This window comes from Urbifossiella limnaea (assembly GCF_007747215.1).
Lineage (GTDB): Bacteria > Planctomycetota > Planctomycetia > Gemmatales > Gemmataceae > Urbifossiella > Urbifossiella limnaea.
In genome coordinates, this window is the sequence record NZ_CP036273.1 from 2,316,797 (window position 1) to 2,336,551 (window position 19,755).

The 19,755-nt window shown below is 70.9% G+C and carries 14 protein-coding genes; 4 read left to right on the forward strand and 10 right to left on the reverse strand.

The window, feature by feature from the left end; all coding sequences use genetic code 11:
* Position 1: 1 nt before the first annotated feature.
* Positions 2-3,355: a PVC-type heme-binding CxxCH protein gene (locus ETAA1_RS09270; RefSeq protein ID WP_145236707.1), complete on the reverse strand. Its 3,354-nt coding sequence runs from the start codon at positions 3,353-3,355 to the stop codon at positions 2-4.
* A 182-nt stretch (positions 3,356-3,537) separates the two neighbouring features.
* Positions 3,538-4,431, reverse strand: coding sequence for a cysteine hydrolase family protein (locus ETAA1_RS09275; protein WP_145236710.1), 894 nt, complete (start codon positions 4,429-4,431; stop codon positions 3,538-3,540).
* A gap of 182 nt (positions 4,432-4,613) precedes the next feature.
* Between ETAA1_RS09275 and ETAA1_RS09280 the strand changes: the two genes are divergently transcribed.
* A complete protein-coding gene (locus tag ETAA1_RS09280; RefSeq protein WP_145236712.1) occupies positions 4,614-5,012 on the forward strand; it encodes a hypothetical protein in 399 nt (132 codons plus the stop codon).
* A 5-nt stretch (positions 5,013-5,017) separates the two neighbouring features.
* On the opposite strand, the gene ETAA1_RS31745 is transcribed toward ETAA1_RS09280, so the two are convergent.
* From ETAA1_RS31745 to ETAA1_RS31750, 6 genes are all read right to left on the reverse strand, one after another.
* Positions 5,018-5,443 carry an FHA domain-containing protein gene (locus ETAA1_RS31745; protein WP_202920785.1) on the reverse strand — a complete coding sequence of 142 codons (426 nt, stop codon included), beginning with the start codon at positions 5,441-5,443 and terminating at the stop codon, positions 5,018-5,020.
* Positions 5,444-5,604: 161 nt separating this feature from the next.
* Positions 5,605-6,441 carry an endonuclease/exonuclease/phosphatase family protein gene (locus ETAA1_RS09290; protein WP_145236717.1) on the reverse strand — a complete coding sequence of 279 codons (837 nt, stop codon included), beginning with the start codon at positions 6,439-6,441 and terminating at the stop codon, positions 5,605-5,607.
* A gap of 9 nt (positions 6,442-6,450) precedes the next feature.
* Positions 6,451-7,869, reverse strand: a complete 1,419-nt coding sequence (locus ETAA1_RS09295) for a DUF1501 domain-containing protein (protein ID WP_145236720.1) — start codon at positions 7,867-7,869, stop codon at positions 6,451-6,453.
* Positions 7,870-7,872: 3 nt separating this feature from the next.
* Positions 7,873-10,032, reverse strand: coding sequence for a PSD1 and planctomycete cytochrome C domain-containing protein (locus ETAA1_RS09300; RefSeq protein WP_145236723.1), 2,160 nt, complete (start codon positions 10,030-10,032; stop codon positions 7,873-7,875).
* Entirely contained in the window at positions 10,032-11,309 is a 1,278-nt protein-coding gene (locus tag ETAA1_RS09305) for an acyltransferase family protein (RefSeq protein ID WP_145236726.1), read from the reverse strand. Before ETAA1_RS09305 ends, ETAA1_RS09300 begins: the two co-directional genes overlap by 1 nt.
* 147 nt (positions 11,310-11,456) lie before the next feature.
* Positions 11,457-11,873 (reverse strand): hypothetical protein, encoded by a 417-nt coding sequence (locus ETAA1_RS31750; protein WP_202920786.1) that lies wholly within the window; start codon positions 11,871-11,873, stop codon positions 11,457-11,459.
* A 107-nt stretch (positions 11,874-11,980) separates the two neighbouring features.
* Between ETAA1_RS31750 and ETAA1_RS09315 the strand changes: the two genes are divergently transcribed.
* The 3 genes from ETAA1_RS09315 (at position 11,981) to ETAA1_RS09325 (ending at position 17,544) form a co-directional block, all read left to right on the forward strand.
* Positions 11,981-13,390, forward strand: a complete 1,410-nt coding sequence (locus ETAA1_RS09315) for an MBL fold metallo-hydrolase (RefSeq protein WP_145236728.1) — start codon at positions 11,981-11,983, stop codon at positions 13,388-13,390.
* Between the two features lie 171 nt (positions 13,391-13,561).
* Positions 13,562-15,973: a DUF1549 and DUF1553 domain-containing protein gene (locus ETAA1_RS09320; protein WP_145236731.1), complete on the forward strand. Its 2,412-nt coding sequence runs from the start codon at positions 13,562-13,564 to the stop codon at positions 15,971-15,973.
* A 140-nt stretch (positions 15,974-16,113) separates the two neighbouring features.
* Entirely contained in the window at positions 16,114-17,544 is a 1,431-nt protein-coding gene (locus tag ETAA1_RS09325) for a DUF1501 domain-containing protein (RefSeq protein WP_145236734.1), read from the forward strand.
* Here ETAA1_RS09325 and ETAA1_RS09330 read toward each other — a convergent pair.
* Positions 17,541-18,551, reverse strand: a complete 1,011-nt coding sequence (locus ETAA1_RS09330; protein WP_145236737.1) for an alpha/beta hydrolase — start codon at positions 18,549-18,551, stop codon at positions 17,541-17,543. The genes ETAA1_RS09325 and ETAA1_RS09330 overlap by 4 nt on opposite strands.
* Positions 18,552-18,590: 39 nt before the next feature.
* On the reverse strand, positions 18,591-19,727 hold the full coding sequence (locus ETAA1_RS09335) for a Kelch repeat-containing protein (protein WP_145236740.1): 1,137 nt from the start codon (positions 19,725-19,727) through the stop codon (positions 18,591-18,593).
* Between the last annotated feature and the right edge of the window lie 28 nt (positions 19,728-19,755).

A 19,755-nucleotide genomic window follows, 5' to 3' on the forward strand; every position in this document is an offset into this window, starting at 1 on the left:
ATTACTTCAGCGTGCTGAGGTACTCTACCAGGTCGCGCACCTCGCGCGGCGTCAGCGCCCGGTCCACCGCCGGCATCGCGGAGGTCGGCTGCGTCCGCCGCTCGATGTCCTCCGTGGCGATCGTCTCGCGGCGGCCGTCGGGGTGGACCAGCACCACCGCCTTCGCGTTCTCCTCGGCCAGCACGCCGCTCACGCTGCGGCCGTCGAGCAGGGTCATCGTCACGGCGCCGAAGCCGGGGGCGATTTTGGCGCTCGGGTTCAGCAGCGACTCCATCAGGTACGCCCGGTCCTTCCCGGGCTGACCCGCCACCTTCGACAGGTCCGGGCCGGCGTTGCCGCCGCTGCCGCCGACGACATGGCAGCGCAAGCACTGCGCCGCGGCGTGGCCGACGAACACCTCGCGGCCGCGGGTCGCATCGCCGCCGACGAGGCTGACCGCGAACTTCGAGTACGCCGGCCCGCCGGGCAGCGCTCCCTCGAAGCCGGTGCGGGCCTTGTCGCGGGCCGGGCTCGGCGCCGCCTTCAGCGCCTCGATCACGTCTAGCTGCAGCTCGGCCGGCACCGCCTTCGCCGTCAGCTTCTCGGCCCACTGGTCGAGCGCGGCGCCCGCGGCCGGCGCCTTTACCTTCGTCAGCGTCGCGAGTGCCCGCTGCTTCTCGGCGGTCGCGGCCTTTGCCTCGGTCAGCACCGCCATCAGGCTCTGCACGCCCTTCGTCGGGTCGGTCGCGGCCAGCACGTCGCGGGCTTCCGCGCGAAGCAGCGGGGCCGAATCTTTCAGCGCCACGGCGACGGATTCCGGCAGCGCCTTCGCGCGGCGGTCGGCAAGCACCCGCAGGGCGGCGACGCGGACCGGCACGCCCTTGCCGGCCTCGGCCACCCAGCCGGTGAGCGTCGATTCGCTGACCTCCAGCCCGAGCGGGCCGATGAGGCCGACCACGTCCGTCAGCAGCGGCCCGGACGCGGAGCCGAGGAGTTTCTCGAACCGCGGCCCGACGACGCCGCGGACGACGGCCGCGTCGCGCTTCGGGAGCGGGTTCCAGAAGCCGGTAACGCGGTCGCGCGGCGGCGGGTTCGACCAGTCGCGGAGGGCCAGCACCGCCTCCTGCCGCACCGCCGGCGACAGCGACGGGCTCGCCGCCGCGGCCAGCACTCGGGTCGCGTGCTCGGCTCCGCCGAGGCGGTAGTTCGCGCTGATCGCGCGGCGGGCGATCGACTCGTCGTCGGTGGCCGCGGTGAGGTTCGGCAGCACGGCGGCGAGGGCGGCGAACTCGCTCTCGATCGGCAGGTCGTGGACCGCCCGCGCCGCCTCGGTGCGGACGAGCGGATCGGCGTCGGTCAGGAGCTTCGCCACCCGCTTGTCGCCGAGTTTCCGCTGCACCAGCACGACGCCGAGCCGCACGGAGGCGTTCGGGTCGGTGGCCTTCGCGGCGACGGCGTCGGCGTCGCCGATGCGGGCGAGCGCCGCGACGCAGGCGTGCCGCAGCCACGGGTCGGCGTCCTTGTTCTCGGCCAGCACGCGGAACAGCGGCTCGACCGCCGGCCGGTGCTTCAGCTTCCCGAGCGACTGCGCCGCGAAGAACTTGCCCCGTTGGTCGCCACCGCGGGTGAGCGGGTCCACCAGAATTCGTACCAGTTGCTCCGCCGCGGGGGCGTGGCCGATGTCGCCGCACAGCTTGGCGGCTTGGGCCATGACCTCGCCGTCCGGGCCCGACAGCCGACCCGCGATCAGCTGCCCGGCCTCCGGTTGCTTGCGGGCGAGTTGGCCGAGCCCCCAGAGCGCGTGGATGCGGGCGAGTTGGTCCTGCGACGTGGCGAGGACGTCAGCGAGTACCGGGATAACTTTACCCCCGCGTCTCGCCAGCTCCCATTGAGCCCTTAGCCGTACCGGCTGCTCCGGGTGAGCCAGCAGCTTTGCTAGTTGGCCGTCCGATTGCTTCCCGAACCCCTCGGCGAACAGCTTCTTCGTCTCCAGCGCCTCGGGCGTGTTCACCTTCTGCTTGTCGAAGACGGTGTAGATGCGGCCGCCGAGGCTTTTGCCGCCCCAGTCGAGGTTCACGAAGTCGCTCACGTACAGCTTGCCGTCCGGCCCCTGGTCCACGTCCGTCGCCATGATCGGCGTCAGGAAGTCGTGGTAGTCGGCGATCTCGAACCCCGCCCCCTTCGGCGTCACCTTGAACGCCTCCAGCCCCCGGCTGCCGGCGTAGTTGCACATGATGAACGCGTTCTTGTACCGGTCCGGCAGCGTCGTCCCGCTCGTGAACAGGAAGCCGCTCGGGCCGGTGCCGATCTTCCCCACCGGCGGCACCAGGTACGCCGGCTGACCCGCGTGCGGCAGGTGCCACAGCCGCTCCGCGAACCAGGGTCCGCCCATGTACGGCGGGTTGATCGTCTGGTACTCCATGTGCCAGCCGCTGTCGCCGTCCTCGCACACGTACACCAGTCGCGCGTGGTCGCCCTTGTCGCAGTTGTTGTCGTCGGCGAACAGGTTGCCGTACTGGTCGAACGCCAGCTCCTGCGGGTTGCGCAGGCCGCGCATCACCACCTCGAAGTTCGTGCCGTCCGGGTCGCAGCGGAACACGGCGCCCGTTCGCAGGCCGCTGAACTGCTTCCCCTCCTTCGACGTGACGTGGAAGCCGCGGTCGCCGACGCTGAAGTACAGCTTGCCGTCCGGCCCGAAAATGAGGCCGTGCAGGTCGTGGCCGTAGAAGGCGCAGTTCACGCCGAACCCGCTGAGCAGCGCCTCCTTCGTCGCGGCGACGCCCTTGCCGCCGTCCTTCATCTTCCAAAGGCTCGGGATGTTGGTGAGGTACACGTCGCCGTCCTTCGCCAGCACCCCGGCCGCGAGGCCGTCCAGCGGGCCGTTGAAGCCGCCGGCGAACACGCTCGCCTTGTCCGCCTTGCCGTCACCGTTCGTGTCCTCGACGAGGCGGACCTGGTCGCTCCACTTCGTGAACCACTCCATACCGCCGGGGAACTTTTTCTCCCACCGCCTGTACATGCTCAGGCGGTCGTCGAGCTTCTGGAGTTGGAGCTCGTCGTCGAGCCAGAACGAGAAGTTGTCTTTCGGGTTGCCGCGGTTCTCGGCGGCTCCCTTGCCGAGCCGGTATTCTTCGGCGACGAACACGCGGCCCTTTTCGTCCACGCTGATGGCGACGGGGCTGGCGAGCTTCGGCTCGGCGGCGAACAACTCGACCGTCAGCCCGGCCGGGACGCGGAACGACTTCATGTGCTGGAGTGCCGCCGCGGTGCCGTCCGCGAGGTCGGGGATCGGCGATGCAGGGGGCGGCTCGGGCGGCGTGGCGAACAGCGGCGCGGCGGTGGCGAGCGCGAGGGCGGCGAGGAGGCGCCGGTGCATGGGGAGGTGGTCCAGGTGGGAAAACGGGAGGATGAAGAAGATTAAACCACAGAGCCACAGAGGGCACAGCGGAAAGACAAAAGGCAGAGGGAGGACAGATCTTGATTTCAAACTCTGCTCTGCCTCGGCTTTCTGTCTTCCCCCGTGCCCTCTGTGACTCTGTGGTTAAGCCTGCTTCTCGATTACTTCCGCGGGTCGTCCTTGAACCGGAACGCCGGGCGCCCGGTGATGTCGCTGCTGAGGAACGTCGGGCACCAGTACCGTTCGACGTGCTCGACCACGCGGTCGGTGCCGTCGAAGTGCGTGCCGCCGGGCGGCCGCTCGGGGTTGTACATCGTGTCCGTCAGGTCTCGGATCAGGGCGACGGTCTTCCCCTGCTTCACCATCGCCCGGATGGCGAACGGCCGGCCCAGAACACACATGTTCAGATGCACGCCGCACAGGATCACGTTGTCGATCTTCCGCTCGGCCAGCAGGTTCCACGTCTCCTGGCCGTGGTCGGTGATCGCGTCCTGCGGGGCGATCGTGAGCGCCGCAGTCTGCCGCGTCCACGCCTCGCGGATGGTGCACTTCACCTTGCAGTCGCAGCCCATGTCCGAGTCGTCGATCGGTAGCGGGCCCTCGCGCTTGGCGTCCGGCCAGTTCCAGCACGTGCCCCACCGCTCGGTCGAGGCCAGCGGCTGCGGCGTGGCCGCGAACGGGGCGTCCGTCGCACGCTTCCGCTGCGGCGTGTCCTTGTAGAAGTCGGTACAGGTGCTCGGGGCGTGGATGACGAAGACGCCTTTGTCGCGGGCCGCCTTCAGCAGCGCCTCCGTCGGTCCCGCGAGCTCGCCGACGCGGGCCTCGGCCGACTTGCACCAGTGATGGTCCCACATGTCGCAGACGATGATGGCGGTCTTCTTCGCGTCCCACTCGGCCGTGCGCTCGGCCGCCGGACCTGCGGAGGAGGTTAACGGGTTCGGCCGACTGCGGAGGGTGAGCCGGAGTGAACTCGCGGGCTCGGCCGCGGGTGCGAACACGGTCACGCCGAGGGCGACTAGCACGGCCGGGATGAGCGAGGCGTGGTGATAAGACATGACGACTCCGCGGGCCGGCGGGGTGGGAACCGCTAGTTTACGGCCGCTGCAGCGGGGGTGCCAGCCGGTTCGCGGCACGGGCATTGCTTCATCTCGGCGTGGCCATTTCCTGTCAGTGCGATCGGATGTCCCCGGACAGGTTTCGTACACCACGAGTCGCCCGAACCCGGGTGGGAGGCGTTATGAATGCGTCGATCATGGGGATGAGTACGGCCGGTGCCGGCTCGTTGCTGGGTGGGGTGCTTCTGACGGCGGTCGGGCTGAAGCGGCGGTCGCTGACGGGGCTGCTGATGACGGCCGCGGGCGGCTACCTCCTGTACCGCGGGTCGAGGGCGGCCCGCTGCGCCCTCGACCCGGCGGCGTGCGAGCCGGATAAGGCGAAGTGCGATGCGTTGCGCGAGCGCCTCGGGGCCGGCGTCACCGCCGGCATCTATGACCAAACCGCTCAGAACCGCAAGGAGGAGCGAGCCCCGTCCGGCGACCTGATCGACGACCCGGTCGACGACACGGTGGACGACTCGTTCCCGTGCAGCGACCCGCCGTCGTACTCGCCGCGGAACGAGGCCGGCGCGCTCGTTTGAACGCGTTACGGGGTCTCGCCCGCGATGTAGAGGAAGATCACGTTGCCGAACTGAACCCGGTCGCCGTTGTGGACCGGGCTCGACTCCAGGCGGACGCCGTTGACGTAGGTGCCGTTCGAACTCCCGAGGTCGATCAGCCGGTAAGTGCCGTCCGGCCGGGGCTCCAGCCGGGCGTGGGCCCGCGAGACCGACGGCTCATCGAGTACCACGTCCGCGTCCTGCTCGCGGCCGAACACGACCGGCGTTCCACGGAGGGTGATGAGTTTCCCGAGGAGCTCACCCGGCGGTTGGACACACACCAGGACGCCGGGGGGCGGCGGGCGGAGATGCGCGGCCGGGGCAGGAATGACGGCGGTGACGGGGGCGGGTCGGGCTGGCGGCGCGCCGGCCAACTCGCGGGCGTACTCCTTGTAGTTGAGCGTTCGCGACACGGCTGGCTCCCGGGGTCGGGTGCCCGACGCACGACCGCCGACCGACTCCCGATCGGGACCGCCGTCAGACCGACATTGGTGGTAGAGAAGCTGGTAAGTTCTAGCACACGCCCACCGCCGATGTCGGCGTCGGGCGCGGCCGAGATCATTTTTGTGCCGCTCTAGCGACGCACCACCGCGGTCACGGGGAAGTGGTCGGACGGGACTCGACCGCCCTTCGCCGTGCGGTCGATTCCGGCGTCGATGACGTGCCAGTTGCGGCCGGCGGCGATCCAGTCGATGCGCGGCCCCGTCGTCGCGGCCGGCTCGAAGCCGCTGAACGTGCCCTCCGCCTTGCCGCGCGTCGGGTGCTTGACGCGGAACGTGTCCACGAGCCCGCCGGCCGGGTCGAACAGCGCCTTGTACGGGTCGCTGTCTTCGCCGGCGTTGAAGTCGCCGGTGACGACGACGCGGCAGCCGGCGCCGAGCTCCACAACCTTCGCCCGGAGTAGCTTCGCCGACTCGTGCCGGGCCTTTTTGCCCATGTGGTCGAAGTGCGTGTTCAGGAACAGCACCGGCGTCGCGTCCGTGCGGTCCTTCAGCTTAACCCAGGTGGCGACGCGCGGCAGCGCGGCGTCCCAGCCCTTACTAACGCGGTCGGGGGTCTCGCTGAGCCAGAATGTCCCGCCGGCTAGCTTCTCGAACCGGGCGGTGCGGTAGAACAGCGCCGCCATCTCGCCGCGCTCCTTGCCGTCGTCGCGGCCGACGCCGACGGCGGCATGCGTCTTCAGCTTCTCGGCGAGGAAGTCGCGCTGGAAGGCGAGCGTTTCCTGCGTCCCGAGCAGGTCGGGGTCGAACGCCGCGATCGTGGCGGCGAGGAAGTCTTTGCGCCTGTCCCAGTGGTCGTCGCCGTCGCGGGCGGTGCCGTAGCGGACGTTGAAGCTCATGACCCGCACCGGGGTGGGGGCGTCCGCGGCGACGCCGAACGCGGCCGCGGTGGCGAGTAGCAGGCAGCGCATGCGGAGTCCTCAAGCCAGGATGCCGCGGACGACGGTGCCGTACACGTCGGTCAGCCGCTCGGCCCGGCCCTGGTGGAAGTACGTGAGCTTCTCGTGATCCAGCCCCATCAGGTGCAGGATAGTGGCGTGCAGGTCGTGGACGTGAACCTTGTTCTCGACCGCTTCAAACCCCAACTCGTCGGTCGCGCCGTAGGCGGTGCCGCCCTTCACGCCGCCGCCGGCGAGCCACATCGAGAAGCCGTACGGGTTGTGGTTGCGGCCGGGCTCGTTTCGGCCCTCGCTGAACGGCATCCGCCCGAACTCGCCGCCCCAGATCACGAGCGTGCTGTCGAGCAGGCCACGGGCTTCCAGGTCGGTGAGCAGCGCCGCGATCGGCTGATCGACCTCGGCGCCGTGCTGGCCGTGGTTCCGCTCGACGCTGGCGTGGGCGTCCCACGTGTCTTCGAGGTGGCCGCCGCCGCTGTAAAGCTGCACGAACCGCACGCCGCGCTCGACGAGCCGCCGGGCTATCACGCAGTTGCGGCCGAACTCGTCCGTCGGCTGCCGGCCGACGCCGTAGGCGTCGAGGGTGCGGGTCGCTTCGCGCGTCAGATCGACGGCTTCGGGCGCGGCGGCCTGCATGCGGAAGGCCAATTCGTAGCTGGCTGCGCGGGCGGCGAGTTCGCGGCCGCCGGGGCGGGCGTCCAGGTGCTGCTGGTTCAGCTCGGCGAGGAGGTCGAGTTGGTTCCGCTGCGCGGCGGGGCCGTGCGGGCCGCGGAGGTCGAGGATTGGGTCGCCCGCGGGGCGGAACAGCGTGCCGGAGTACGCGGCGGACATGAACCCACTGGCCCAGTTCGGCTGGCCGCTGATCGGGCCGCCGCGTTTGTCCATGAGGACGACGTACCCGGGGAGGTTCTGGTTAACGGTGCCGAGGCCGTAGACCGCCCAGCTGCCGAGCGACGGCCGGCCGATGAACGTCTTGCCGGTGTTCATCATCACCAGCGCCGACCCGTGGGCGTGGCTGTCGGTGTGGCACGAGCGCACGACGGCGAGCTTGTCGGCGTGTCGGCGGACGTTCGGGAAGTAGTCGGAGACGGGGAGGCCGCTGGTGCCGCCGGGGCGGAACGGGCGGAACGCCGGCGTGAGGTGCCCGACGCGGCGGCCGCCGGAGTTGATGTACTTCTTGTCGGCCGGCAGTTCGGTGCCGGCGAAGCGGGCGAGGGCCGGCTTGGGGTCGAACGTGTCCACCTGCGACGGGCCGCCGTTCATCATCAGGAAGATGCAGCTTTTCACCTTCGAGGGGAAGTGCGCTGGCTTCGCTGCGAGTGGCCCGTCGGCGGCACGGGCGTCCTCGGCAAGGAGCCCCGCGAGGGCGACGCCGGCGAAGCCGCCGCCCATGTCCCAGATCGCTTCGCGTCTGGTCAGGCCGCAGGGGAACGGGGATGGCATGTTTCAGTCCACGTAGGCGAATTCGTTCGTGTTCAGCAGCACGTGGCACAGCGACGCCAGCGCCGCTGTCGGGTCGCCGAGCAGCGACGCTTGTCGCTCCAAGTGCGTCAGCGCCGCTGCCCGCTCGCCGGGGCGCGGGTCGCGGCCGAACGCCAGCCGCCACGCCCGCGTCACTTGCTCGTCCTTCGACCCGCCGCCGACCCGCCGCGCCAGGGCGGCGCTCTGCGAGTGCACGAACGGGTTGTTCAGCAGCGCCAGCGCCTGCGTCGGCACGATGGTCACGTCGCGGCGGCAGCTCGGGAGCGTTGTGTCGGGCAAGTCGAACGTCGTGAGCAGTGGCGGTAGCAGGCCGCGCTTGGCGAACACGTACACGGTGCGCCGCCCCTGCTCGGCGGGCGGCGACGCCTTCCACGCCGCCCCCTTCATCGACAAACCTTCGAGTGCGTCCGGCGGGATGTCCGGGGCGAAGCTCGGGCCGCCGACGCGGTCCAGCTTGAGATTGCCGCCGGCGCTCTGCAACGAGTCGCGGAGCCCCTCGGCGTCGAGCCGGCGGCGCTCGGCCCGCCACCACAGGCGGTTGCCGGCATCGGTCTTCTCGTACTCGGCGGCCACCGGGTGAATTGATGCCTGCCGGTACGTGGCGCTGTGGAGGATCAGCCGGTGGAGCGGCTTCGTGCGGCCGCCGAGGGCGCGGAAGTCGGCGGCGAGCCAGTCCAGCAATTCGGGGTGCGTCGGCTTGTCGCCGGTGAAGCCCAAATTGTCCGGGGTGCGGGCGAGGGCGTGGCCGAAGTGGTGCTGCCAGACGCGGTTCACCCACACCCGAGCCGCCAGCGGGTTCACCGGGTCTGCGATCCAGCGTGCCAGTTGCAGCCGGCGCGTCGTCGTCTTGGCCCCTTCCGGCGGCGGGGTGAACGGTCGGTCCAGCGCCGGGATCGCGGACTGGTGTCCGGGTTCGACCACGGCCCCGGGCCGCGCCGGGTCGCCCTTCTTCAGCAGCTTCAGCGGTGGCACCGTTCGACCGCGGTCGGTCCAGCCGAACACGGCGGGGAAGCCGAGCGCCTTCGCGTCCGGCCCGCCGAGGAGTTCGCGCGGCCCCGGCTCGACGAACCCGGCCCAGAACGCCGCGCCCATGCGGTAGTAGTCGGTCTGGCGGATCGGGTCGAACTTGTGGTCGTGGCAGCGGGCGCAGCGGACCGTGAGCCCCAGGAACGCCGTGCTCGTGGCGCCGACCATGTCTTCGAGCCGGTCGTACTTGTACTCCGTGGGGTCGTTCGGCTCGTCGTTCCAGGTGCCGAGGCGGATGAAGCCGGTGGCCGCGACCGTGTCCGCGGTCGCGTCCGGCAGTTCGTCGCCGGCGAGTTGTTCGAGCACGAACCGCTCGAACGGCAGGTCGGTGTTGAAGGCGCGGATCACCCAGTCGCGGTACTTCCACACGTCGGGCTTCACCTGGTCGCGCTCGTACCCGCACGTCTCGGCGTAGCGGGCCACGTCGAGCCAGTGGCGGCCCCAGCGCTCGCCGTAGTGCGGCGACGCCAGCAGTTTCTCGACCAGCTTCTCGTACGCGTGCGGGTCCGCGTCGGCGGCGAACGCCTCCACCTCCTCGTAGCTCGGCGGCAGCCCGATCAGGTCGTAGGCGACGCGACGGATGAGGGTACGCTTGTCGGCCGGCGGGGCGGGCTCCCAGCCGGGCGGCAGTTTCGCCAGGATGAAGCGGTCGAGGTCGTTGCGGGCGAGGTGCTCGCGGCCGAGGATGGGGGGAATGGCCGGGCGGCGGATCGGTTGCAGGCTCCACCAGTCGCGGCCGGCGCGGGTGCTGGTGGTGACGGCGTACGGGTCGATGGGGTCGGTGCCCCACCCGGCGCCGCCGGCGATCCACTCCTTGAGCAGCGCCTTCTCCGCGGCGGGGAGCCCGCCCTTCGGCGGCATCTCGCCGGCATCGACGCGCTGCCACAGCGGGCTGTCGGCGAGCTTGCCGGGCACCACCGCCTTGCCGACGACGGCGCCCTTGCGGGTGAGGTCGAGGTCGCCCTTGGCGTCGTCGCCGCTGTGGCAGGCGGCACAGCGGGCGGCGAGAATGGGGGCGACTTGACGGTCGAAGTCCGGCGGGGCCGCGCGGGCGGCCGTCGCCAGGAAGAGCACCGCCGGGAGGGTTGCGGTTCGCATCAGGTGGGCACCGGGGAGACAGGTCTATCGTACTCGACCCTTCTTCCCGGTGCGACCACGTTCCGGCCCGCGGGCACCCGCATCTCAACCACGACGCCCGGCCGCACGGTGTCGCGTCGCTTCCCGCCCAGCAGGGTGCCGAGCCACGTCCGCCGGACGACCAACTCGTAGCCGGCGAGGAGGGCCGTGAAGGTCAGCGCGTTCACGACCACGAACTCGGCCCACATCGGGTACCCGAGCGGCGCGAAGTAGACCTGGAGCGCGACTTGCACCGGGAACCCGGCAAGGTAACACCAGTACGACGCCCCCGCGAGGTACTGCCACGGGCTGGTTGACACGGCGAAGTACTGGCGGAAGAGGCCGATGAGCCCGCCGATCATCAGCCAGGTGTACGCGCCACCGAGCACGATCGCGGACACCTTCCAGGCGACGAACCCCGCCGGGGGGGCGGCGGCGGCCCGGACCCCGGACACCGTGAGCCCGAGCATCGCCGGCAGCACGAGGGCGTTCGCTACGGCCAACTGGGTTGGCCAGTTTCTCCCCACGGCCGGGAGGAGGTCACGGTGACGGCTGAGGGTCGCCCCGGCCGCGAAGAACCCGAGGTAGTACGCGAACACGTCCGGGTCCGGCACCCACCCGACGGGAGACTCGACCCACCACGCCGGCATCCACCACAGCGCCGGCACGACCGCAGCCGCCAGCAACGGCACACGCCACCGCGACCCGACGAGCGCGCGGACCGCCCGGTCGGCGACCCGGGTCGCGCCGCGGGGAATGCGGTGGCCGAAGGCCAGCGGGAGTGCGAGCGGGACGGTGCAGAGGAGGAGGTAGTACAGGAACCACAGGTGGAAGTTCGGCCCGACCCACCCGCCGGCGTCGGCCGGGTGCCACTCCACGCCGCGGGCGGCCGTGTGCCGGGCGACGAGCAGGTGCATCAGCGGGCACAACGTCACCGCCGCGAGCGCGAGGGGGATTGCGATCCGGGTCAGCCGGTTGCGGACGACGGCCCCGACGCCGCGGGCCGCACCGAGGGATGCGGCCGCGAAACCGGCGAGCAAAAAGAACAGCTGCATCCGGAAGTCGTGGACCGCGAAGTACACGGCGTCGGCGGCGGGGTGGCGGGTGGCGTCGCGGACGGGGAAGGGGATGAGGCCGGTGGCCGTGAACGGCAGCGCGCCGTGGGTCACCAGGCCGAGCAGCATCGCACAGACGCGGAGGTTGTCGAGGGCGGCGTCCCGACCCGGGGACGGGGTGGTAGCGCGTGGCGTTTGGGGCATCTCCGTGCCGTTTCCGGGCGAGATCCTTCTCGTGGGGCGAACGGCGAAGGGAAGATGCTAGGGTAGACCGACGCCGCCGGGCAACCCCGACTTCCCGCCGAAAGACGAGAGGGCGTCCTTGCCCTTGACAGTACGTCCCGGGTGGCGTCAGTCCTTCGACCGCTTGGCCTCGAACTCGCGCTTCGTGTCCTTGCCGCCGAACGTCGCCTCGATCGTCCCCTTCATCACGTCGCCGGTCACCTTGGCGGCGTACTTCGACGTGTTCTTCTGGTCCTTGAACATGCGGGTGACGCTGAACTTCACCTCGCCGTCTTTGACGCTGCCGTCCTCGATCTCGATGTCCTTCGCGTCCTTGCCGCCGCCACTGACGGTGCCGGTCAGCTTGGTGCCGTCGGCCTTGAGCTTTAGCACCGTCTCCCGCTCCTTCCCGTCCTTCGCCTTGGTCGTCCACTTCCACGTCCCGGTGGGGCTGTTCGCCTTGTCCTGGGCCAGCCCGCTACCGCCGAGCCCGAGCACGCCGACGAGCCCGGCCAGGAGCCCGACCATCATGATCCGCACGCGCATCGCGAGACCCTCCGGAGAGGCGGCCGGGGGAGCCGGCCGCACACCGCGGTTATACGCAAGGGGCGACTGATGCGTACCCTGTTAATGACGAACTCATCAGGTGCGCCATGCCCCGACCCGCCCGCAACGCCGCGCCCTCCGTCACGTTCTGGGGCGCCACCCACACCGTCACCGGGTCGATGCACCAGTTGACCGCCGGCGGCAAGACGGTGCTGCTGGATTGCGGCCTGTTCCAGGGACATCGCTCGGAAGCCGTGCAGCGCAACCGCGACTTCCCTTTCCGGGCCAAGGACATCGACGCCGTCATCCTCAGCCACGCCCACGTCGATCACTGCGGGAACCTGCCGAACCTCGTGAGACGAGGCTTCGCCGGGCCGATCTACTGCACGCCGGCTACTCGCGCGCTCGCCGCGGTGATGCTCGGCGACGCGGCGAAGATTCAGGAGGAGGACGCCAACTACCTCAACCGCAAGCGCGGCCGCGACGAGCCGAAGGTGGAGCCGCTGTACGACGCCAAGGACGTGTACCGCACGCTCCTCCGCCTGCAAGCGGTGCGGTACGGGGCGCACGTCTCGGTCGGGAAGGGGATCGAGGCCACATTCTCCGACGCCGGCCACCTCCTCGGCTCGGCCGTGACCGCGGTCCGCATCGACGGTCCGGGCGGCGAACGGCGGCTGACTTTTACCGGGGACCTGGGCCGGCCGGGGCTCCCCATCCTCCGCGACCCGGAGCCGGTGCCGGCGTGCGACCTGCTCATCTCCGAGAGCACCTACGGCGGCCACACCCACGAGCCCGTGGACGAGACCGCCGAGAAGCTCGGCGAGGTCGTGCGCCGCACCGTCGAGCGCGGCGGCAAGGTGATCGTGCCGGCGTTCGCCGTCGGCCGGACGCAGACGCTCATCTACTTCCTCCACCAGCTGATGCAGGCCGGCAAGCTGCCCGCCGTCCCGATCTTCGTGGACAGCCCGATGGCGACCCGCGCGACGGAAGTGTTCCGCGCCCACCCCGAGTGCTTCGACGACGAGACGCTCGCGCTGCTGGCCGCGCACCCGGAGCTGTTCGGCGGCCGCAGCGTGCGCTACGTCGAGTCGCCGTTGGAGAGCATGAAGCTGAACCGGATGCCGGAACCGGCCGTCATCATCGCCGCGAGCGGGATGTGCGAGGCGGGGCGCGTCCTGCACCACCTGAAGCACCACCTGCCGGACCCGCGGAACACAGTGCTCATTGCCGGGTTCCAGGCGGAACACACACTCGGCCGGCGGCTCGTGGAACGCCGCCCGGAGGTGCGCGTGCTCGGCCGCGTGGTGCCGCTCAAGGCCGAGGTGGTGGTCTTGAACGGCCTGTCGAGCCACGCCGACCACGGCGACCTGTTGCGGATGCTCGGGCCGCTGGCCGGGGCGCGGGTGCGGCTCGTCCACGGCGAACCCGACCGCGCCGCGGCGCTGGCCGAAGGGCTCCGCGGCATCGGCTTCACAGACGTGGCAGCACCCGACCGCGGCGAGACGACAGAGGTGTGACACATTCTGACCCGGCGCATTGTGTGTACGCTACCCCCCCCGGGGGGTCGAGGCACGCATTGAGTCAGTGACACAAATAAATGTTGGAGCGATATCCGAGGTCCGGGCCGGCCGAAGCGTACGCCTAGACGCGACTTGCGGCACGGCGGGCGAGTTCGGTAAGCTATTCGGATGCCCTCCCGCACGCTCCTCTCCTGCGTCGCTCTCTTCGCCCTCGTACCGGTCGCCCACGCGGACGACCATTGGGCTTTCGCCCCCGTCAAGCGGCCCCCGGTGCCGGTCGCTGCGGGGCGCACCGCGATCGACAGGTTCGTCGTCGCCAAACTCGCGGACAAGGGGCTATCACTCTCCCCCGCCGCCGACCGCCGTACGCTCTTCCGCCGCCTGTCGTTCGACCTGATCGGCCTGCCCCCCACGCCGGACGACGTGGACGCCTTCGTCCGCGACCCAGACCCGGCCGCCTACGAGAAGCTGGTCGAGAAGCTCCTCGCGTCGCCGCACTACGGCGAGCGGTGGGCGCGGCACTGGCTCGACGTGGTCCGCTACGCCGACAGCCACGGCTTCGAGATGAACAACCCGCGGCCGACGGCGTACCACTACCGCGACTACGTCATCCGGGCGCTGAACGCCGACGTGCCGTTCGACCGCTTCGTCCGCGAGCAGCTGGCCGGCGACGCCCTCGGGGCCGACGCCGCCACGGGGTTCCTCGTCGCCGGCCCGTGGGACCAGGTGAAGAGCCCCGACCCGGTGCTGACCGCGAACCAGCGGGCCGACGAACTACACGACCTGATCGGGACCGCGGGCTCCGCATTCCTGGGGCTGACGGTGGCGTGCGCCCGCTGCCACGACCACAAGTTCGACCCGATCCCGGCCGAGGATTATTACCGCGTGAAGGCCGTGTTCGCCGGCGTGCAGCACGGCGAGCGCGCGGTGAAGCTGCCGGGCGCCGCCGACCCGAAGGCCGACACCGACCGCCTGACGGCGCAGGTCGCCGAACTCGACGCCAAGCTCGCGGCGCTGGAGCCCCTCGCCGACCCCGCCGCGGTGAAACCGCGCCGCATGCCGGTGAGCCCGCTGCTGAACACGGAGCGGTTCGCGCCGGTCGCCGCGAGGTACGTGCGGTTCGTGGCCTTCGAGACGAACCAGGGCGAGCCGTGCCTCGACGAACTGGAGGCGTTCACGGCCGGGCCGACGCCGGTGAACGTGGCCCGCGGCGGCAAGCTGCGGTCGAGCGGCGACTACCCCGGCGGCACGCTCCACAAGCTCGAACACCTCACCGACGGCCGCTACGGCAACGGCCGCAGCTGGATTTCCAGCACGCCCCGCGGCTGGGTCGAGGTCGAGTTCGCGGACGTGGCGAAGATCGATCGCGTGGTGTGGGCGCGCGACCGCGAGGGGAAGTTCGCCGACCGCCTGCCGACGCGCTACCGCATCGACGTGTCGGCGGACCGTGCCGCGTGGGTCGTGGTGGCGTCGTCCGACGACCGCCTCCCCGTCGGCGACAAGAGCACCGCCCCGCCGGCGCTCGCGGCCGCGCAGCTACTCGAATGGGCGAACCTGAGCCGCCAGCGCGACGACGTGCGGAAGCGGCTGGCGGACGCGGCCCGCGGGATGGTCGCCTACGCGGGCCGGTTCACGACGCCGGAGGCTGTTCACCTCCTCGGCCGCGGCGACGTGACGCAGAAGCGCGACGCCGTCGGCCCCGGGGCGCTCACCGAGATCGGCGCACCGCTGGACATTCCCGACGCCGCGACCGACGTGGAGCGCCGCAAGGCGTTCGCCGCCTGGGTGACCGACCCGAAGCACCCGCTGACGGCCCGCGTGGTCGTGAACCGGCTGTGGCACTGGCACTTCGGCACCGGCCTCGTGGACACGCCGAGCGACTTCGGCAAGAACGGCGGCCGGCCGAGCCACCCCGAGCTGCTCGACTGGCTCGCCGCGGAACTGGTCGAGCACGGCTGGTCGCTCAAGCACGTCCACCGGCTCATCGTCACCAGCGACACGTACCGTCAGGCGTCGGCGAACCGCCCCGACGCCGCCGCGAAGGATGCTCAAAGTCGATTGCTGTGGCGCTACCCGCCGCGGCGCCTCGAAGCGGAGGTGTTGCGCGACGCGGTGCTGGCAGTGAGCGGCAAGCTCGACCGGACGATGTACGGCCCCGGCTTCGACCTGTTCGAGCCGAACACGAACTACGTCCGCGTGTACACGCCGAAGACGACGTTTGGCCCGGCCGAGTTCCGCCGCATGGTTTATCAGCACCGCCCGCGGATGCAGCCGGACGACACGTTCGGCGCGTTCGACTGCCCCGACGGCGGCCAGGTCGCACCACGTCGAAACGTGTCGATCACGCCCTTGCAGGCGCTCAACCTGCTGAACAGCCCGTTCGTGGTGCAGCAGGCCGGGTTCTTCGCCGCGCGCGTCGAGAAGGACGCGGACCCCGTGGCGAGCGCGTTCCGGCTGGCCTTCCAGCGGGCGCCGCGGGCGGACGAGCTGGCCGCGGCTCGGGAGCTGGTTGCGAAGCACGGGCTGCCGGCGCTGTGCCGGGCGCTGCTGAACGCGAACGAGTTCGTGTTCGTGGACTGAATTCAAACCAAGAGTTTTGACGGGATAACAGGATGAAGCAGGATGGAAGACAAAGACAAAACTTAAATTGATTTCTGTCTTTGTATTCCATCCTGCTTCATCCTGTTATCCCGTCAAAACTCTTCTCCCCGAGCCCATCAATGTTCACCGACCGCCGCGCCTTCCTCCGCGATGCCGCCACCGGCGCCGGCGGCGTCGCGCTCGCCGCGCTGCTCGCCGAGGCCGCCGACCCGATCCGCCCCGCGGTCCGGCCCGACGACCCGCTCGCGCCGCGGGCGCCGCACTTCGCCCCGAAGGCGAAGCGCGTCCTCACCATCTTCTGCTCCGGCGCCGTCAGCCACCTCGACACGTTCGACTACAAGCCGGAGCTCGTCCGCCGCGACGGCCAGCCGCTGCCGGGGGCCGACCGGCTCGTCACATTCCAGGGCGAGAACGGCAACCTGGTCAAGCCGCTGTGGACGTTCCGGCCGCGCGGGCAGAGCGGCAAGATGGTGTCGGACCTGCTGCCGAACCTGGCGGGCCTCGCGGACGAGATGTGCTTCGTCCACTCGATGACGGCCCGGAGCAACACCCACGGGCCGGCCGAGAACCAGATGAGCACCGGGTTCACGCTCGACGGCTTCCCCAGCGCCGGGGCGTGGGTCAGCTACGCGCTCGGCAGCGAGTGCCGCGACCTGCCGGCGTTCGTCGCCATCCCCGACCCGCGCGGCGTGCCGCAGGTCGGGCCGAACAACTGGGGCAGCGGCTTCCTCCCCGCCGTGTTCCAGGGCACGCCGTTCGGCGCCGACCGGCCCATCCCGCACCTCGCCCGGCCGGGGACGATCGCGCCGCAGGCCGACGCCGACACGCGGGCGTTCCTGGAGCGGCTGAACGCCGGCCACGCCGCCGCCCGCCCCGGCGACGAGGCGCTGGCGGCGCGGATCGCCAGCTACGAGATGGCCGGGCGGATGCAGCTGCGCGCCGCGGAGGTGGCGGATTTGGCGAAGGAGCCGCAGCGCGTCCACGACGAGTACGGCACCGGCGACGCGAACCGCTACAAGGCCGGCTTCGCCCGCAACTGCCTGCTGGCCCGCCGGCTGCTCGAGCGCGGCGTGCGCTTCGTGCAGCTGTTCAACGGCTCCTACGCGATGGGCGAGGGCGTCGGCAACTGGGACGGGCACAAGACGCTGAAGCCGCAGTACGAGACGCACGCGGCGATTCTCGACAGGCCGTGCGCGGCGCTGCTGGCGGACCTGAAGCGCACGGGGTTACTCGCCGACACGCTGGTCGTGTGGGTGACGGAGTTCGGGCGGATGCCGACGTTCCAGCGCGGGGCGAGCGGCCGCGACCACAACCCGCGCGGGTTCACGGTGTGGCTGGCGGGGGCGGGCGTGAAGCGCGGGTTCAGCCACGGCGCGACCGACGAGTTCGGCTACACCGCGGCCGAGAACCTGACGACCATCTACGACCTGCACGCGACCGTGCTGCACCTGCTCGGGCTCGATCACGAGCGGCTGTCGTTCTACCACAACGGCGTCGAGCGGCGGCTGACCGACGTCCACGGGCACGTCATCCGCGCGATCCTGGCCTAGTTCTTCCGCGCCACCGGTTGCCGGAAGCCGCGCTCCACCATGTCCGTCGGGTCGGTCGAAACCGGTCCGTCGCGCCACAGCCAGCGCATCATCTCGGGCAGGATCGCGCCGCCGAACTTCTGCCCGTGGTTGTTCATGCCCCACGAGTAGTTCACGTCGTACCCCTTCGCCGTCAGCGCCTTCATCAGCCGGACGTTCTGGAGGAACCAGTCCATCTTCTCGTCGTACTGGCCGCCCTTGCGGATGCCGCGGTTGTCGTTGCGGCCGTCGCACAGGTACACCCGCAGCGGCTTCTTTTCGCTCGCCAGCACCTTGTCGGCGTAGACGTGGCCGCCGCGGAGGTTCACGAAGCTGCCGACGTTCGACAGCACCTTGCGGAACTGGTTCGGCCGTTCCCACGCCACCGTGAACGCCGCGATCGCCCCGGAACTGCTGCCGCCGATGCCGCGCATCTCGGGGTCGTCGGAGATGTTGAAGTCCTTCTTCAGCGCCGGCAGCAGTTCCTCGGTGACGACACGGGCGTACTTGTCGTCGAGCGAGTTGTACTCGGTCGGCCGGTTGGTATCCCTGTCGCCCCAGTTCGACGGCGTCGGCTCAGGCTGGTCGGGGCGGCGGCCGGGGTTGATGAACACGCCGAGCATCACCGGGATTTCGCGGCGGTAGATGAGGTTGTCCATCACGTTCTGCGCCCGCACGTCGCCCTTCTCGTTCTTGAACGCCTGGCCGTCCTGAAAGACCATGAGCGCGGCCGGCACCTTGGGGTTGTACTGCGCGGGGACGTAGACCCAGTACGTGTGCTGCGTGCCGGGGTAGACGTTGCACGGCAGCGTGAACGGGCCGCGGATCTCGCCGCGCGGCACGCCGTCCTGCGGGAGCGAATCGGGGCCGAGGCGGTACTGCGAGTCCGGGTTCGGGGCGGGTGACGGCGGCTGCCCGACGGCGCGGGTGAGGACGGCGCCGGCGGCGATGCCGACGACGAGGACGGCGGCGGTGCGGAGCTTCAGCATGTCGAACCCCCTGGAGAGACGGCAGGGAGGTTCTATCGGTCAGCGCGGCACCCACAACGCGGCGTCGGCGAACGCGCTGAACCCGCCGGTGGAGCCGCCGTACACCATCATGCCGCGGCCGGTCCACACCGCCGTGTGCAGCCCGCGGCCGGCCAACTCGCCGACTCGCGGCAGCGGCGTCCACCGGTCGGTGACGGGGTCGTAGACGCCGCCGTCGGCGAAGTGTTGGGCCGGGTTCCCCTCGCCGCCCTGGTCGCCGCCGCCCCACACCACGAACCGCGAGCCGGTCCAAACGCCTGTCGGGAAGAACCGAGCCGACGGGGCGCCGGTCGTGGAAAGTGCCCGCCAGCGGTCGGTGGCCGGGTTGTACGCCCAGCCGCGGTTCGTCACCTGGTTCACGTTTTCGTCGCCGTTCTGCAGCGCCCCGCCCCAGACCAGCATCTCGGTGCCGGTCCACACGGCCGCCGCACCCCACACCGACGGGGCCGCGTCGTCGGGGCGGATTGCGGCCCAGCGGTCGGTCTTCGGGTTGTACCGGCCGCCGGTGCGGAACGTCTGCTTCAGGTCGGGCGTGATGCCGCCCCACACCAGCAGCTCGGTGCCCGTCCACACGTGAAGCGGTTCCACGCGGGCCTCCGGGGCGCCGCGAAGCGGCAGCATCCGCCAGCGGTCGGCCTTCGGGTCGTAGCGGCCGCCGGTGTCCCAGGCCGTGGCGCCGTCGCCGAACCCGCCCCACACGATCATCTCGTCGCCGGTCCACACCCGCGCCATCTGCGACCGTGCCGTCGGGGCGTTCACCGCCGACACGCCGCGCCAGCGGTCGGTGGCGGGGTCGTAGCGGCCGCCGTCGTCGCGGTGGCTGTTCGACGCGAACTCGGAGCGCCCGCCCCAGACGAGCATCTCGGTGCCGGTCCACACGGCCGCGTGCGCCCAGCGGGCGGACGGGGCGCCGTCGGTGGTCAAGGCGCGGCGGGTCTTCGCGGTGGGGTCGAGGCGGAAGCCGTGGTCGAAGAACTTCCCCTCGGAGCCGCCGCCCCACACGATCGCCTCCTTGCCGGTCCACACCATCGAGTGGAAGATGCGGCCGGCGCCGGTGCCGTCGTCGGCGTCCTGGGCGGGGAGGGCGGGGGCAGCGGCGACGGCCGCGGCGAGGAGGAGCGGGAGGCGTGTTGTCATGCCCCGATGCTACCCGCCGCGGCGGGCC

Coding starts and splice junctions, on each gene's coding strand:
- ETAA1_RS09300 (WP_145236723.1), bottom strand. CDS start 10,032: ATGCGAACCGCAACCCTCCCGGCGGTGCTCTTCCTGGCGACGGCCGCC.
- ETAA1_RS09315 (WP_145236728.1), top strand. CDS start 11,981: ATGCCCCGACCCGCCCGCAACGCCGCGCCCTCCGTCACGTTCTGGGGC.
- ETAA1_RS09280 (WP_145236712.1), top strand. CDS start 4,614: ATGAATGCGTCGATCATGGGGATGAGTACGGCCGGTGCCGGCTCGTTG.
- ETAA1_RS09325 (WP_145236734.1), top strand. CDS start 16,114: ATGTTCACCGACCGCCGCGCCTTCCTCCGCGATGCCGCCACCGGCGCC.
- ETAA1_RS31750 (WP_202920786.1), bottom strand. CDS start 11,873: ATGCGCGTGCGGATCATGATGGTCGGGCTCCTGGCCGGGCTCGTCGGC.
- ETAA1_RS09270 (WP_145236707.1), bottom strand. CDS start 3,355: ATGCACCGGCGCCTCCTCGCCGCCCTCGCGCTCGCCACCGCCGCGCCG.
- ETAA1_RS09290 (WP_145236717.1), bottom strand. CDS start 6,441: ATGCGCTGCCTGCTACTCGCCACCGCGGCCGCGTTCGGCGTCGCCGCG.
- ETAA1_RS09335 (WP_145236740.1), bottom strand. CDS start 19,727: ATGACAACACGCCTCCCGCTCCTCCTCGCCGCGGCCGTCGCCGCTGCC.
- ETAA1_RS09295 (WP_145236720.1), bottom strand. CDS start 7,869: ATGCCATCCCCGTTCCCCTGCGGCCTGACCAGACGCGAAGCGATCTGG.
- ETAA1_RS09330 (WP_145236737.1), bottom strand. CDS start 18,551: ATGCTGAAGCTCCGCACCGCCGCCGTCCTCGTCGTCGGCATCGCCGCC.
- ETAA1_RS09320 (WP_145236731.1), top strand. CDS start 13,562: ATGCCCTCCCGCACGCTCCTCTCCTGCGTCGCTCTCTTCGCCCTCGTA.
- ETAA1_RS09275 (WP_145236710.1), bottom strand. CDS start 4,431: ATGTCTTATCACCACGCCTCGCTCATCCCGGCCGTGCTAGTCGCCCTC.
- ETAA1_RS09305 (WP_145236726.1), bottom strand. CDS start 11,309: ATGCCCCAAACGCCACGCGCTACCACCCCGTCCCCGGGTCGGGACGCC.